This window comes from Dactylosporangium sp. NPDC000244 (genome assembly GCF_040300725.1).
Taxonomy (GTDB): domain Bacteria; phylum Actinomycetota; class Actinomycetes; order Mycobacteriales; family Micromonosporaceae; genus Dactylosporangium.
Map to the genome: position 1 here is coordinate 111801 of NZ_JBEPEH010000038.1, position 14487 is coordinate 126287.

Annotated in this window: 15 protein-coding genes and 1 pseudogene; 7 read left to right on the top strand and 9 right to left on the bottom strand. The window is 71.7% G+C overall.

What is annotated here, in order from left to right; genetic code table 11:
• The first annotated feature begins 72 nt into the window (after positions 1 to 72).
• Positions 73 to 1602: a glycoside hydrolase family 15 protein gene (locus tag ABT369_RS43000; protein ID WP_350621651.1), complete on the top strand. Its 1530-nt coding sequence runs from the start codon at positions 73 to 75 to the stop codon at positions 1600 to 1602.
• Here the strand turns inward: ABT369_RS43000 and ABT369_RS43005 are convergent.
• The gene (locus ABT369_RS43005) at positions 1562 to 2494 is read right to left on the bottom strand and encodes a sigma-70 family RNA polymerase sigma factor (protein ID WP_350621653.1); all 933 of its coding nucleotides are present in this window, start codon (positions 2492 to 2494) and stop codon (positions 1562 to 1564) included. The genes ABT369_RS43000 and ABT369_RS43005 overlap by 41 nt on opposite strands.
• A gap of 97 nt (positions 2495 to 2591) precedes the next feature.
• On the opposite strand from ABT369_RS43005, the gene ABT369_RS43010 reads away from it, so the two are divergent.
• The gene (locus ABT369_RS43010) at positions 2592 to 3176 is read left to right on the top strand and encodes a dihydrofolate reductase family protein (protein WP_350621655.1); all 585 of its coding nucleotides are present in this window, start codon (positions 2592 to 2594) and stop codon (positions 3174 to 3176) included.
• Positions 3177 to 3328: 152 nt separating this feature from the next.
• A complete protein-coding gene (locus ABT369_RS43015) occupies positions 3329 to 4393 on the top strand; it encodes a glycoside hydrolase family 43 protein (protein WP_350621658.1) in 1065 nt (354 codons plus the stop codon).
• 40 nt (positions 4394 to 4433) lie between these two features.
• Here the strand turns inward: ABT369_RS43015 and ABT369_RS43020 are convergent, their stop codons facing one another.
• The 3 genes and pseudogenes from ABT369_RS43020 to ABT369_RS43030 form a co-directional block, all read right to left on the bottom strand.
• Positions 4434 to 5090 (bottom strand): hypothetical protein, encoded by a 657-nt coding sequence (locus ABT369_RS43020; RefSeq protein WP_350621660.1) that lies wholly within the window; start codon positions 5088 to 5090, stop codon positions 4434 to 4436.
• Between the two features lie 397 nt (positions 5091 to 5487).
• A pseudogene (locus ABT369_RS43025) lies at positions 5488 to 5835 on the bottom strand (ADP-ribosylation/crystallin J1); the annotation flags it as partial.
• Positions 5836 to 5907: 72 nt separating this feature from the next.
• Positions 5908 to 6747 (bottom strand): tetratricopeptide repeat protein, encoded by an 840-nt coding sequence (locus ABT369_RS43030; RefSeq protein WP_350621662.1) that lies wholly within the window; start codon positions 6745 to 6747, stop codon positions 5908 to 5910.
• Between the two features lie 149 nt (positions 6748 to 6896).
• Between ABT369_RS43030 and ABT369_RS43035 the strand changes: the two genes are divergently transcribed.
• Positions 6897 to 7979 (top strand): cellulose binding domain-containing protein, encoded by a 1083-nt coding sequence (locus ABT369_RS43035; protein ID WP_350621664.1) that lies wholly within the window; start codon positions 6897 to 6899, stop codon positions 7977 to 7979.
• Here the strand turns inward: ABT369_RS43035 and ABT369_RS43040 are convergent, their stop codons facing one another.
• From ABT369_RS43040 to ABT369_RS43060, 5 genes are all read right to left on the bottom strand, one after another.
• Positions 7980 to 8330 (bottom strand): MmcQ/YjbR family DNA-binding protein, encoded by a 351-nt coding sequence (locus tag ABT369_RS43040; protein ID WP_350621666.1) that lies wholly within the window; start codon positions 8328 to 8330, stop codon positions 7980 to 7982. It lies immediately after the preceding gene.
• A gap of 13 nt (positions 8331 to 8343) precedes the next feature.
• Positions 8344 to 9522 (bottom strand): RNA polymerase sigma factor, encoded by a 1179-nt coding sequence (locus ABT369_RS43045; protein WP_350621669.1) that lies wholly within the window; start codon positions 9520 to 9522, stop codon positions 8344 to 8346.
• 6 nt (positions 9523 to 9528) lie between these two features.
• The gene (locus ABT369_RS43050; protein ID WP_350621671.1) at positions 9529 to 9882 is read right to left on the bottom strand and encodes a YciI family protein; all 354 of its coding nucleotides are present in this window, start codon (positions 9880 to 9882) and stop codon (positions 9529 to 9531) included.
• A 28-nt stretch (positions 9883 to 9910) separates the two neighbouring features.
• Positions 9911 to 10324: a DUF6069 family protein gene (locus ABT369_RS43055; RefSeq protein WP_350621674.1), complete on the bottom strand. Its 414-nt coding sequence runs from the start codon at positions 10322 to 10324 to the stop codon at positions 9911 to 9913.
• Between the two features lie 87 nt (positions 10325 to 10411).
• Positions 10412 to 10816 carry a nuclear transport factor 2 family protein gene (locus ABT369_RS43060; protein ID WP_350621676.1) on the bottom strand — a complete coding sequence of 135 codons (405 nt, stop codon included), beginning with the start codon at positions 10814 to 10816 and terminating at the stop codon, positions 10412 to 10414.
• A 73-nt stretch (positions 10817 to 10889) separates the two neighbouring features.
• Here ABT369_RS43060 and ABT369_RS43065 point away from each other — a divergent pair, with 73 nt between their 5' ends.
• The 3 genes from ABT369_RS43065 to ABT369_RS43075 all read left to right on the top strand — a co-directional run bounded on the left by ABT369_RS43065 (position 10890) and on the right by ABT369_RS43075 (position 14429).
• Positions 10890 to 11462 (top strand): TetR/AcrR family transcriptional regulator, encoded by a 573-nt coding sequence (locus ABT369_RS43065; protein WP_350621678.1) that lies wholly within the window; start codon positions 10890 to 10892, stop codon positions 11460 to 11462.
• Positions 11459 to 12529: a PLP-dependent cysteine synthase family protein gene (locus ABT369_RS43070; protein ID WP_350621681.1), complete on the top strand. Its 1071-nt coding sequence runs from the start codon at positions 11459 to 11461 to the stop codon at positions 12527 to 12529. The genes ABT369_RS43065 and ABT369_RS43070 overlap by 4 nt, the downstream gene beginning before the upstream one ends.
• 292 nt (positions 12530 to 12821) lie before the next feature.
• Positions 12822 to 14429, top strand: coding sequence for a cellulase family glycosylhydrolase (locus tag ABT369_RS43075; RefSeq protein ID WP_350621683.1), 1608 nt, complete (start codon positions 12822 to 12824; stop codon positions 14427 to 14429).
• Positions 14430 to 14487: the final 58 nt, after the last annotated feature.

The window sequence follows — 14487 nt, forward strand, 5'->3', positions numbered from 1 at the left end:
ACGGGCGGTGGCGCATCGCCCCCGGCCGGGCACGGGGCCGCGACCCGGCGCTCCTACGCGGGCGACAGCCTGGTGCTGCACACCGAGTGGGACACCGGCGACGGCGAGGTCCGGATCATCGACTGCATGCCACCGCGGGGCGAGGCGGCCGACGTGGTCCGCATCGTCGAGGGGGTCCGGGGCCAGGTCCGCATGCACACCGAGCTCGTCCTGCGGTTCGACTACGGCCACGTGACCCCGTGGCTGCGCAGCTGCGACTCGGGCATGCGGGCGATCGCCGGGCCGGACGCGGCCTGGCTGTCCGCGGGCGTGCCGCAACACTCCGCCGACGGCACCGTCTCGGCCGACTTCACCGTCGGCGCCGGGCAGCGGATCCCGTTCGTGCTCACGTATCAGCGCTCGCACCGGCCGGTGCCCGCGCGGGTCGATCCCGAGCAGGCGCTGCGCGACACGCACCGGTTCTGGTCCGACTGGATCGAGTCCGGCATGCACGACGGGCCGTGGGCCGAGCCCGTGCGCCGCTCGCTGATCCTGCTCAAGGCCCTCACCTACGCGCCGACCGGCGGGATCGTCGCCGCCGCGACCACCTCGCTGCCCGAGGAGCCCGGCGGGAGCCGCAACTGGGACTACCGGTACTGCTGGCTGCGCGACGCCACCTTCACCCTCCAGGCGCTGCTCGGCACCGGCCACGTCGCCGAGGCCAGGGCCTGGCGCGAATGGCTGCTCCGGGCGATCGCCGGCGACCCCGCCGACCTGCAGATCATGTACGGCCTCGACGGCACCCGCCGGGTCCCGGAGTCCACTGTGGACTGGCTGCCGGGCCACCGCGGCAGCGCCCCGGTCCGCATCGGCAACGCGGCCGCGGGACAGCGCCAGCTCGACGTGTGGGGCGAGGTGCTCGACGGCCTGCACCTCGCCCGCGAGTCCGGGATCGTCGCGACGGACGACGCCTGGGACCGCCAGCGCGACCTCCTGGAGCACCTCGAGGGCCACTGGCGGGAGCCGGACAGCAGCCTGTGGGAGGTCCGGGGCGAGCGGCAGCAGTACGTGCACTCGAAGGTGATGGCCTGGGCCGGCTTCGACCGCGCGATCCGGACCGTGGAGCGGCTCGGGCTGCCGGGCCCGGTGGACGCGTGGCGGCGCACCCGGGACGCGATCCACGCGGAGGTGTGCGAGCGCGGCTTCGACTCGGAGCGCAACACCTTCACCCAGTGCTACGGCTCGGCGCGGATGGACGCCGCCCTGCTGCTCATCCCGCGGGCCGGGTTCCTGCCCTACGACGACCCGCGGGTGGTCGGCACCATCGACGCCATCCAGCGCGATCTGAGCCGCGACGGGCTGCTGATGCGCTACCGCGACGACCACGAGGGCGCCTTCGTCGCCTGCTCCTTCTGGCTCGTCGAGGCGCTCGACGGCATCGGCCGCGGCAAGGAGGCCCACGAGCTGTTCGAGCGGCTGCTGTCGCTGCGCAACGACGTGGGGCTGCTGGCCGAGGAGTGCGACCCGGCCACCGGACGGCACCTCGGCAACACGCCGCAGGCGTTCAGCCTCGTCGGCCTCGTCAATGCGGCACGGTGTCTGTCGGGAGCCCGAACAGGGTGAAGACCGCCGGGTCGGCGAAGGTGACGTTGTGCCGGATCAGGCCGTCGCGCACGGCGAACACCTGCACCGAGTGGGCCCGGACGCCGCCGGTGGCCGGGTCGGGGGCGTAGGTCGCGAGCGCCGGGCCGCCGTTGGCCGCCACGACCCGCAGGCGCCAGCCGGGGCCGCGCATCGCGAAGACGCGCTCCATGAACGCGCCGTAGTGGGCGCGGCCCACGAGCCACAGCGGCACCGGCGGCATCTCCAGGATCACGTCGTCGGCGAGCAGCCTGGTCAGGCCGGGCACGTCGGCCGCCTCGAACGCCGTCAGGTACCGCTCGATCGCGGCCCGCTCCCCCGGGTCGGCCGGGTCTCGGAGGTCCTCGAGCGCCGGCGCGGCGGTGTGCAGCGCGGCCCGGGCCCGCTGCAGGCCGCTGTTCACGGCGGCGACGCTGGTGCCGAGCGCCTCGGCGACCTCGGCGGCCGACAGCTCGAGCACCTCGCGCAGCAGCAGGATCGCGCGCTGCCGGGCGGGCAGCAGTTGCAGGGCCGCGACGAAGGCGAGCCGGAGCCCGGCGCGCTGCTCGGCGGCCGCGGCGGGATCGTCCGGAAACGGCTGGAGCCACGCGATGTCAGGATCGGGCTTCAGCGGTACCATCGGATCGTCTCCGGCCGGCCCGAGCCCGCTCGGCAGCGGCCGGCGGGCCCGGCCCTCGAGCGCGGTGAGGCAGGCGTTCGTGGCGATGCGGTGCAGCCAGGTGCGCGGCGAGGAGCGCCGCGGATCGTAGCGGTCGGCCGCCCGCCAGGCCCGCAGCAGCGTCTCCTGCACCAGGTCCTCGGCCTCGTGGTACGAGCCGAGCATCCGGTAGCAGTGCACCAGCAGGTCGCCGCGGAACGCCTCGAAATCCTCCACAAGCCGCAGCGTACTGAGCGATGAGTCCGGCCGCCGCCACCGGTATGTGTTCGTGAGGGCGGCCGGACGGGTCGCCACCGGGCAAGGGAGTTTCACGATGGGTGACGTCATCGTCGTACAGTTCGTCACGCTCGACGGCGTGGTGTCCGACCCCGACGGGCGGGCCGGGACCGGCTACGGCGGGTGGGCGTTCCGCTTCGGCTCGGGGCCGGTGAGCGACGACAAGTTCCGGCTGGGCGAGCTGATGCAGACGGGCGTGCAGCTGTACGGCCGCAAGACCTGGGAGGCGTTCGCACGGCTGTGGCCGGGTCGGGACGACGACTACGCCAAGCTCATGAACGCCGTGCCGAAGCGGGTCGCCACGCGGGGCGCCATCGACGCGTCGGCCTGGCCGAACTCGGAGGCGATCGACGGCGACCCGGTCGCGTGGGCCCGGGCGGAACGCGAGCGGCGCGACATCGTCGTGATCGGCAGCCTGAGCCTCGCGCACGCGCTCGCGGCGGCCGGCCTCGTCGACGAGTACCGGCTCATCACCTTCCCGGTGGTGACCGGCGAGGGCGACCGGCTCTTCGCGGACGGCGTGCCCGCGGACTTCCGATTCACCCTCGCCGAGCCCATCGGCGCGGCCGTGCTGACCGTCCTGCGCCGGGTCGGCGACCGAGGCAGCGCCGCAGCCCGGTGAGCCGGTAGAACACGCCGCCCTCGGCGATCGGGTGGCCCGCGGGCCGCCCCGATCGCTTCACCCCCGACGCCGTCGATGATACTTTAAGGGAAGCTTACAATTTCGCGTCCTTCTATTGACAGGCGCGCGTGAGCTGGGAGATGTTGCGAACCATGCCCCGCATTCGCCGCTCCGGTGCCGCCGCCCTCGTCATCGCCGGCGCCCTCGCCCTCGTGCCGGCGCTCACCACTGCCGGAACCGCCAACGCCGGTGCCACCACGCTCGGTGGCGCCGACCCCAGCGTCATCAAGGTCAACGGACTCTACGTCGCGGCCAAGTCGGTCGACGGCGGCGTGGCGATCCGCACGGCCACCTCCCTGGCCGGAATCGCCTCCGCGCCGAAGAAGCAGGTGTGGAAGGACACCGGCCTCGGCGAGGTGTGGGCGCCCGAGATCGTCTACCAGGACGGGCGCTATCACGTCTACTTCTCCGCCGGCACCGGCGCCGCGCACCGGATGTACCACATCGACTCGGCCACTCCCGACTCCGGCTACACGGCCGCCGTGAAGGTCGCGCTGCCCAACGACAAGTGGGCCATCGACGGCGTGCCGTTCACGTTCCAGGGCCAGCGCTGGTTCGTGTGGTCCGGCTGGTCGGGCGACACGAACGTCGAGCAGAACCTCTACATCGCGCGGATGGCCAACGCGACCACGGCCACCGGCGCCCGGTACGTCATCTCCCAGCCGCGCGAGTCGTGGGAGCGCACGGTCGGCAACCCCTACATCAACGAGGCCCCCGAGCCGATCCTGGACCCCAAGGGCCAGCTGCACATCGTGTACTCCGCGAACGGCAGCTGGAGCAGCAAGTACTGCCTCGCCGACCTGCGCCTGCGGGCGGGCGGCGACCCGACGTACGTGTGGGACTGGTACAAGAGCAACGGCTGCCTCTTCGGCTCGTACGCGCCCAACATGATGTCCGGGTGGGACCCGACGCTGTACGTCGACGGCCCCGGCCACCACTCGTTCGTCCTCGAACGGGGTGACATCGCGACCAGCCCGCCGTCCGGCAACCGCTTCCCGACCATGTACCACGCGGTCGCCAAGGGCACGCCGTACTCCTGGTCGGCGCGCTACTGGTACACCGGCACGGCCGTCTGGTGGGGCAGCGTGACGTACCGCCGGGCCAACGTCCCCGGCGCGACCAGCGACACCGGCTTCGGCCTCAAGTTCTTCGAGTAGCCGATGCGCCAGCGCCCGGGCGGCCCGGCCGCCCGGGCGCTCACCGCCCGGCGCTCGGGTGGACCGCGGGGCGGTAGCCGGCCCGCAGCGCCGCCACCGACGCGGGCGGGGTGAGCAGCTCGGCCCGCTCCGGCAGCGGCCGCGACGGGCCGTAGCCGGTGGCGGCCCACGGCAGGAACCGCCGCCGCGACACCAGCCCGACGGTTCCGTCGCCGAGCCGGACCATCGCACCGGCGGGCAGGTCGGCGCAGCGGGCCGGCCGGGTGATCTGCCGGCGGGTCCGCGGCTCGACCCGCTCATCGTGCAGGCGCGCGTCCATCTCGTGCGCCCGCGGTCGCCGGGCGAGGTGTTCCGCCTCGCGCCACGCCTCGGCGTAGGCGAGGAAGCCGGCGCGCCGGCAGTACGCGCACGGCCGGTGCCCGGCGGCCAGCGCGGTCGCCTCGTCGAGGAAGAACAACGCCGTCCAGCGCCCCGGCGGCATCGGGTCCCGGCGAACGTCCTTCCAGGTCAGCGTGCAGCAGATCCACAGTTTGGAGCGCCAGCGGGCGACCCCGAGCTCCCGGCCGGAGCCGTGCAGACAGCCCCGATTGCCCATCAGCGTTCCCCGGGCCGGGTCGGCCACGATCTCCCCGGTCGGCAGCACGCGATTCTGCAGCGGGCCGTGCGGCCGCGGCAGCGCGACGCCCTCAGGCCGCACGATGCGAATCCCCGAAGTCGAATGCGAAGGTGCCCGCCTCGATGCGGTCGACGAGCTCGCCGACATCATCGGCTTGCCGGACGGCGTCGTCCCATCCGCCGCTGGTGATGTCGACCAGCAGCACCGGCGCGGGGTCGCTGCGCAGGTCGAGCACGAGCTGCTCGCGGGACCCGTCACCGCCGATGATCGCGATGCCGGGATGGGCATCGGTGCTCTCGTCCCATGCCTGGTGCAGCTCAAGCATCTCGCGAGGCGTGTTGAGCCACACATCGGCCCCGCTCGTCATCCATCCTCGCCGGAACCACGACGCGCCCTGCAAGTAGGCCCGCCACCCGGCTGGAAGCTCTGAGCCGAGCGCGTCGTGCGCGTCGGTGAACTCCTGGTCGCTCACGGGACCGCGGTAGTCGGCCTCTTCGGTGATCGCGCCGACGATGTGGGCGTTGAGGTCGGCAAGCTCCTCCGCGGGGATCCAGTACTCCAGCACGTCGCGGCCACCGACCTGCTGAACCTCGTACCGGTCCAGGTACGCGCGCTCGACCTCGAACCGCGTCACGTAGCCGACGCCACTGGCCGGGACGTTCCACTCGCGGGCGATCTTCGTCGCGTACCAGCGGTTGAGTACCGGATAGAAGATCGGCTGGTCCGGCAGGCGCGCCGGCCAGGCCCGCCACCCGGACGCCGCGACCAGATCGAGCTCGGCCTGCCCGGTGGGTCGCCACAGGGTGATCGTGTCGGAGGCGTCGATGGGTCTGCTCCCTGCGACGTTGCCTGATGCTGTCGGCCCGGACGTTACGCGACCGCGCGCTGGGAGGCCCGCTCAAGTCGCGATGTGCAGGTCCGCCCACGTGCCGGTGGTCGCGCTCCGCCAGGCGTCGAGCAGTTCGCGAGCCCGGTCCGGCGGGGCGGCGATGAGGCACCGCTGTTCGCCGCCGAGTGGCCGGGCCTCCTGCGTGACCGAGCCTTCGCTGCAGCACTTGCACAGGACGTAGCCGTTGCGCAGCGGCTCGAAGCCGAAGCCGTTCTCGTCGAACAGGTCGGACAGCGCCTCGAGGGCGGCGGGCTCCGCGGTCACGGTCGCGGCCAGTGTCGGCAGGTCGGACGGCTCGAACAGCATGAGCTCGTCGAACACCCGGTAGGTTCGGTCGCCGACCACCCGATCGCCCTTGGGCTCCCCGTCGTGGACGACGATCTCGCCGTACCGCCGAGAGGTGTCGAACGGCACGTTGATCACCCGGGCCCGGGTCGGGCACAGCCGCTGGACCCAGACGACCTCCGATCCCTCGGCGCCGGTGAGCCGCACGCACGCACGACCGAAGTCGCCCACGATGGGGCCGTCGCCGGCCGGCAGTTCGATGCCGAACGACGACCAGGCGTCGCGGGCCGTTGCCCAGTCGCGCTGGATCGTCGCGGCGATGCCGAGATTCCAGAATGCCGGGTCCCGCCGGCCGCGCGGGGCGTGGGCCGCGGCCTGGATGCCGAGCCGGTACGCCTGCGCCCAGTTGCGCCGGAACTTGTACGCCAGCGCGGCGTCGTACCACCAGTCGCCGACCCGTGGGTCGTCCGGCGCCTGAAGGGCGAGCTGCTCGTACAGCGCCGCCGACCGTTCCCAGTCCTGCGCCGACCACGCGTCCCGCGCCTCGCGGACAAGCTCGTCCATCACCGTTTCCCTCCGACCGGACGGCGAGCGTACACCTCACGCACGGAACCATGATCGGATGCCGCAACTTTCATGCGGCGAGCAGGGGGTTTGGCCACTGTCGAAGCGCTTCCTGGCCCTGTCCCGGGACACCGTGCCAGGGTCGGGGCATGCCGAGTGCCAAGCGCCTCTTCGCGATGGTGTCCGCCCTGGCCGCGTTGACTGCGGCGACGGTACTCGCCGTCGGCACCGCCAGCGCCGAATCGAACGGCGGGGTGCGGGTCATGCCGCTGGGTGACTCGCTCACCGAGGGGCTGAGCGTCGCCGGCGGCTACCGCATCGACCTGTGGAGCAAGCTCGTGGCCGGCGGCTACAAGGTCGACTTCGTCGGGTCGATGTCCAACGGTCCGTCGAGTCTCGGCGACCACGACCACGAGGGGCACTCCGGCTGGACCATCGCGCAGATCGACGCCAACGTCGGCACCTGGCTGCCGGCGTACACCCCGCGCACGATCCTGCTGCACATCGGCACGAACGACATCTACGGCAGCGACCCGGCGGGCGCCCCGGCGCGGCTGGCCACGCTGCTGGACCACATCACGGCGCTGGCGCCCAACGCCGACGTGTTCGTGGCGCAGATCATTCCGGTGCAGTGCTGCGACGCGACGGTACGCACGTACAACGCCGCCATCCCGGGCATCGTGCAGTCCCGCGTCAACGCGGGCAAGCACCTGCACCTCGTCGACATGTACAGCGCGCTGACGACGGCCGACCTGCTCGACGGCATCCACCCGGGGCCGGTGGGCTACGGCAAGATGGCGACGGTCTGGTACAACGCGCTGCTGTCGGTGCCGGGCAGCATCGGCAATGCCGGCGGTACGTCACCCACTCCCGGCACGTCCTCGGCCGGTCCGAAGCCGTCCAGCGCGGGGCCGGGAGGGTGCAAGGTGACGTACAGCATCAATGCCTGGAACACCGGCCTGACGACCAACGTCACGATCGCGAACACCGGCGCGGCCGCCGTCAACGGCTGGGCGCTGACCTTCACGCTCCCCGCGGGCCAGACGATCACCTCCGGCTGGAACGCAACCTACGCACCGGCGAGCGGAGCGGTCACGGCGCGCAACGTGAGCTACAACGCGGGCATCCCGGCGGGCGGCTCGACGAGCATCGGCTTCCAGGCCAACCACACCGGCAACGCCTCCGCCCCGACGGCGTTCTCACTCAACGGCACGGCCTGCGCCGTCGCCTGATCAGCGCCCGCGGGCGGCGAGGTACGGCATCCACACCTTCTTCGGCACGGTCATGATCCAGGCGTTGACGACGAGTTCGTCGAGCTCCTCCGGGTCGAGGGCGGCCATCCGCGCGCAGGCCCAGTTGAAGCGCAGGTCCGACGGCGGCGGGAGGAGGAACTTGTCCGGCTCGGCCTCGACCAGCGCGTCCCGGCCCTCCTTCGGGTAGCCGAAGCCCATGATCGCCTCGTCGCGGGAGAGGGCCGCGAAGACGATCTGCCCGACCCGCCACTTGATGCGGTCCCGCACCACGACCTCGTAGGCGCGCTCGAGTGTCCTGGTGATCGCGCGGATGTCGTCGACCCCGACCATGCGTGCACCCTATCTACGTCTGGGCCCGGCGCCCGCGCAGGTACGCGCGCTCGGTCTCGTTGGTGGCCAGCGCGATGGCCTGGTCGTAGGCCTCCGCCGCCTCCGCGTTCCGTCCGAGGCGGGCCAGCAGCTCGGCGCGGGCGGCGGGCAGCCGGTGGTACCCCGGCAGGTCGACGTCCTCGAGCACGGCGAGGGCCACCGCCGGCCCGTGCACCTCGGCGACCGCGACCGCACGGTTGAGCGCGACGATCGGGGTGGGCGTGAGCGCGTACAGCTGGTCGTAAAGCGCCAGGACCTGCGGCCAGTCGGTGGCGTCGCCGTCGGTGTGGACCGCGTTGATCGCCGCCTGGATCTGGTACGGGCCGGGCCGGTTGCGCCGCAGGCACCGGCGGACCAGGTCATGGCCCTCGGCGATGAGGGCCCGGTTCCACCGCGTCCGGTCCTGCGCGGCGAGCAGCACCGGCTCGCCGTCCGGGCCGAGGCGGGCGGGGCGGCGCGCCTCGGTGAGCAGCAGCAGGGCGAGCAGGCCGAGGACCTCGGGCTCGTCGGGCATCAGCGCGGCGAGCTCGCGGGCGAGCCGGATCGCCTCGGCGCACAGGTCGGTGCGGATCAGCGGACCGGCGGTGGCCGCGTAGCCCTCGTTGAACATCAGGTAGAGCACGGTGAGCACGGGCGGCAGCCGGTCCGGCAGCTCGTGGGCGGCGGGGACCCGGTAGGGGATGCCGGCGTCGCGGATCTTCTTCTTGGCGCGCACGATCCGCTGGGCGACGGTCGCCTCCGGGATGAGGTAGGCCCGGGCGATCTCGGGCGTCTCGAGGCCGCCGAGCAGCCGCAGGGTGAGGGCGGTCCGCGCGTCGGGCGCGAGGGCCGGGTGGCAGCAGGTGAAGATGAGGCGCAGCTGGTCGTCTCGCACGGGTCCCACCTCCTCGGGCTCGTCCTGGTGGTGCAGCAGCAGGGCCTCGGCGTGCCGGGCCTCGCGGGTCGACTCGCGGCGGAGCCGGTCGATGGCCCGGTTCCGCGCGGTGGTCACGATCCAGGCGCCCGGGTTCGGCGGCGGCGCCTGCCATTTCTGCACCGCCGTGGCGAAGGCGTCCTGGACCGCTTCCTCGGCGAGGTTGATGTCGCCGAGGAAGCGGGCCAGGGTGGCGACGCAGCGGCCGTACTCCGCGCGGTAGATCTCCGCCAGATCCACGCGGGTTCAGCCCTGGGACAGCTCGTCGAAGGGTCGCACCTCGATCGGGCCGCAGGCTCGCGAGCACTGCTCGGCCCAGGCCAGCGCCTCGTCCAGGTCCGCGCAGCGGATGACCCAGAAGCCGGCGAGGTGCTCGCGGGTCTCGGCGAACGGCCCGTCGGTCATGGTGGTGCCGCCCTGGCCGGTCCGCACGACGGTGGAGCTCTCCGGCGGCAGGAGTCCCCCGCCGAAGACCCAGGTGCCGGTCTTCACCATCTCCTGGTTGATCCGCTCGGTCTCGCGGAACATGTGCTGCGTCTCCTCGTCGGACATCGCGGGGGCGCCCTCGACGTAGTGCACGGCCAGCAGGTACTGCTTCATGACGGTTGTTCCCTTCTCGGCAGGAAGCTCAGGCGGACAGGCGGCGGGCGACGAGCGGGACAACGATCGCGGCGGCGACCAGGTGCGTGAGCATCAGCAGCGCCTTCGTACCAAGAGCGGAGTCCGCGAGCACGTCGGGCACCAGCGACAGCGCCGTCAGCACCACCGTCGTGCGGACGAACACGCGCCGCGGCCGCCGGGCGAAGCGGGCCAGCACCGCGGCCAGTACCACGCCGACCAGCGAGAAGATCGCGGTCAGCGTCCCGAACCCGGCGACCGGGATCGGCTGGCCGGCCATGTCGAGGCTGATCCCGGCGGCGTGCCCGCCGGCGGCGACGGCCATGGTCGCGGCGCTCGCGGCGACCGTGGCGGCGACACCGTGCCCGATCAGCGCGGGGATGCTCGACGTCGCGGTGCGGGTGGTGGGAAGCGTGGTGGTCATGATGCCCTCCAGTGGTGTCCGGACCGGCCATGTGTGCCGGGCTCTCACCAGGGCTACGAACCACCCCCACGCCAATCGACAGGTCCGCTAAGAAATTTTCTGGCCGCGAATCCGCGCGGACGTGAGGTGGTCGAAGTAGTCGCGGGACTCGACGATCTGCCCGTCGCGCACGCGCAGCACGAAGATGCCCGGCGTCCGGAAGGGTTCGCCGGTGTCCTCGTTGACGCCGGCGTACGCGAACTCCGCCACGATCACCTCCGGGTCCGCGGTCTCGTGGATGACGACGTCCGTGACCCGGCGCCGCAGCCGCGGGCCTTCACCGGTGGGGCGGAAGTGCTCGGCGAGCTCGGCGCGGGTGCGCATGGCCGGGTCGCGCCGCGGGTGGAACGGGTGCACGACGTCGGTCCGCTCCGCGTAGAGCCCGGGCAGCTCGTCCCAGCGCTCGTCCGCGACACCGTTGACGAGGGCGAGGAACACCTCACGAGGGGTCATGACGGCCTCCTGTACTATCCGAAGTGACGACTCCGATGCTACGGAGTCCAGACTTCGTTTAGCAAGGGTGGGCATGCGCAGCGACGGACAGGCGAACCGCGACCGCATCCTGGACGCCGCCGAGGACGTGTTCGGCCGCGGCGGCGCGACCGCGTCCACGGAGGAGGTGGCCCGGCTGGCCGGGGTCGGCATCGCCACGGTCTTCCGCCACTTCCCCACCAAGGCGGCACTCCTGCAGGCCGTGCTCATCCGTCGGTACGATCGGCTGCGCGCCGAGGCCGAGGCGCTGCACGACACCGGGGACCCGGGTGCGGCGTTCTACGGCTTCTTCCGCCACCTCGTCGCCGACGCGCCCGCGAAGATCACGATCGGCGAGGCCCTGCTCGACGCCGGCGGCGACACCGGCGGCGAGGCCCACCAAGCCGCCAACGGTTTGCGCGGTGCCGTGGGTGTACTGCTGCGGCGCGCCCAATCGGCCGGTGCGGTCCGCGACGACGTCGAGCTGCCCGAGGTCTACGCGCTCCTCGTCGCCACCTCGCGCACGACCGCGCTGGACGACGAGGTCCGCGCCCGCATGCTGACCATCGTCTTCGCCGGCCTGGCGCCACTGGCCGCCGCCTCGGATCAGCCCGGCGCACTCTCGTGACACGACTGTGGGCGCAGCAGGCGCTGGAGCGGTTGCGTGCCGAGGCGGCCGCGGAGACGCCGGCGCCACTGCGCCGGTACGCGCTTCCGGAGCCGTGGGGTATCTCGCTGTACTTCCAGGACGAGTCGCAGCGTCCCACCGGAAGCCTCAAGCACCGCCTGGTCCGTCGGCTGATGGAAGACGCGATCGCCCGCGGTGACATCGGCGAGGGAACGACCGTGGTCGAGGCGACGGCGGGCAACACGGCGGTCGCCACCGCCTACTTCGCGGCCGTGCTAGGCCTGCCCTTCGTCGCCGTCGTGCCGGGCAGGACGCCGGCGGCGAAACGGGAGCGCATCGAGCGACACGGTGGCCGCTGCCACCCGTTCGACCCACCCGTCGCCATCTACGACGAGGCCGCCAGGCTCGCGGCGGAACTCGGCGGCCACTACCTCGACCACCTGACGTCCGCGGCGCATGCCGAGGACTGGCGCGGCTTCGACAGCGTCGGCGCCACCCTGACCGCCCAGGTGATCGCGCGCGAAGGTGAGCCGCCCGCGTGGGCCGTGGTGGGCGCCGGCACCGGGACGACCAGCGCGACCCTGGGCCGGCACCTGCGGTATCACGGGTATCCCACGCGACTCGCGGTGGTGGACCCGGAGAACTCCGCATACTGGCCCAGCTGGGTCACCGGCTATCCGGGATACGGAACCGGGATGCCGTCACGGATCGAAGGCATCGGCCGGCCCCGCGTCGAACCGGCGTTCCTGCCCGCGGTCGTCGATCTCATGATGCCCGTACCCGACGCGGCGAGCCTGGCCGCCATGCGCCATCTCGCGGCCACCACCGGCTGGTCGGTCGGCCCGTCGACCGGCACCAATCTCTGGGGCGCCCTGCGCATCGCCCACGGCATGCGCCGGCGCGGCGAAACGGGAAGCATCGCCACCCTGATCTGCGACGGCGCTGCCGCGTACCGCAGCACCTACTACGACGACGCCTGGGCCGAGCGGAAGCAGCTCGACCCGAACCCGTACACCGCGGTGATCGATCGCTTCCTCACCCACGACGAGTGGACCGAACCGTCGTGAGGTTCCGGAATATGCCACTGGCGCCCTGTGACTCCGACCAGCTGCCCCCTCCGCCGAGGTAAGTTTCCCGCCCCGCGCCGGCCATTCGCGGCCACTCGTTGCCGAAAGATGCAGAGCCGGTTCGCGGCCGCCGCCAGCAAACCGGCTGCTCCGCGGCCCGCACCGACCCGCCGAACATGTTCGTCGAAGCGCGTCGATTGACACCCGTCGCGCCCGTGGCAACACTCCTCGCCAGGTTCGGACCGAAGACGCCGCCACGTCCGGCGCTCGAGACCGTAGGAGAGGAAGCCTCATGAGTTCGACAGTCAGGAGGGCCGGGCTCGCAGTCGTTGCCGCCACCCTGGCCCTCGCCGGAGCCGTGTACGGCGTGACGAGGTCGACCGCGGCCAACGCCGCGGTGCAGCTGACCGCCCCCCAGTTGGTCGCCGACATGGGCGCCGGGTGGAACCTCGGCAATCAGCTGGAGGCCAACGCCAACGGCATTCCCAGCGAGACGGCCTGGGGCAACCCGGTCATCACCCAGGCCCTCATCGACCGGGTGAAGGCATCGGGCTTCAAGACGATCCGCATTCCCATCTCGTACCTGGGCAAGATCGGGGCCGGCCCGAACTACACCGTCGACTCGGCCTGGTTGAACCGGGTTCAGGAGGTCGTCAACTACGCCTACAACTCCGGCCTGTACGTGCTGATCAACATGCACGGCGACGGCTACAAGAGCGTGACCGGCTCCTGGCTGATCTGCGACGCATCGGACCAGACCACGATCAAGGCCAAGTATCAGAAGGTCTGGCAACAGGTCGCGACGAAGTTCGCGAGCTACAACGATCACCTGATCTTCGAGTCGATGAACGAGGAGTTCGACGGGCAGTACGGCAACCCCACCCAGCCGTGCTACTCGAACATCGTCGCCTACAACCAGATCTTCGTCGACACCGTCCGGCAGACCGGCGGCACCAACGCCTCGCGATGGCTGCTCATCCCGGGCTGGAACACCAACATCGAGTACACGACGGGCAGCTACGGCTTCTCGCTGCCCACCGACGCCTACCGGTCGTCCTCCATCCCCAGCGGCGAGCAGCGACTCATGATCTCCGTGCACTACTACGACCCGTGGGATTTCACGGGCCAGGAGGACGGCAACATCACGCAGTGGGGCGCGGCCGCGACCAACTCGGCCAAGAAGTCGACCTGGGGCCAGGAAGACTACATGGATCTCATGCTGAAGAAGGTGTACGACACCTTCGTCACCAAGGGCTATCCGTTCTTCGTCGGTGAGTACGGCTCGATCGACAAAACGTCAGCCGACTCGGCGAACAACACCTACCGCGCGAACTTCGCCAAAGCACTGGTCGCCACCGCGAAGAAGTACGGCGGGGCGAGCGCCTACTGGGACAACGGCTACAACGGCCAGTACGGGTTCGGCCTGTTCAACCGCAGTTCCAACACCGTGACCCAGCAGGGCATCATCAGCGCCATCATCACCGCCGCCGGCGGCACGTCCCCCACCACCCCGCCCGTCTCGCCGTCGCCGTCCAAGACGCCCGGATCGCCGTCGCCCTCGCCCTCGAAGAGCAGCCCGGGTGGCACCGGCACCTGCCGGGTCGTCAACGCGGTCAACGCCTGGAACACCGGCCTGACCAACAACATCACCATCACCAACACCGGCAGCACCGCCATCAACGGCTGGAACCTGGTCTTCACCCTGCCCGCCGGGCAGACCATCACCGGCGGCTGGAGCGCTACCTACTCCCCGACCAGCGGCACGGTGACCGCGACCAACGTCAGCTACAACGGCACTCTCGCCCCGGGCGGCTCCACCACCATCGGCTACCAGGCCAACCACACCGGCAACGCCGCCGCCCCCACCGGCTTCAAGCTCAACGGCTCCACCTGCAGCTGAACCCCCGATCGCCGGCACCGTGACCCGGTCTCGGTCCGCCCGATCGGGCGGACCGAGA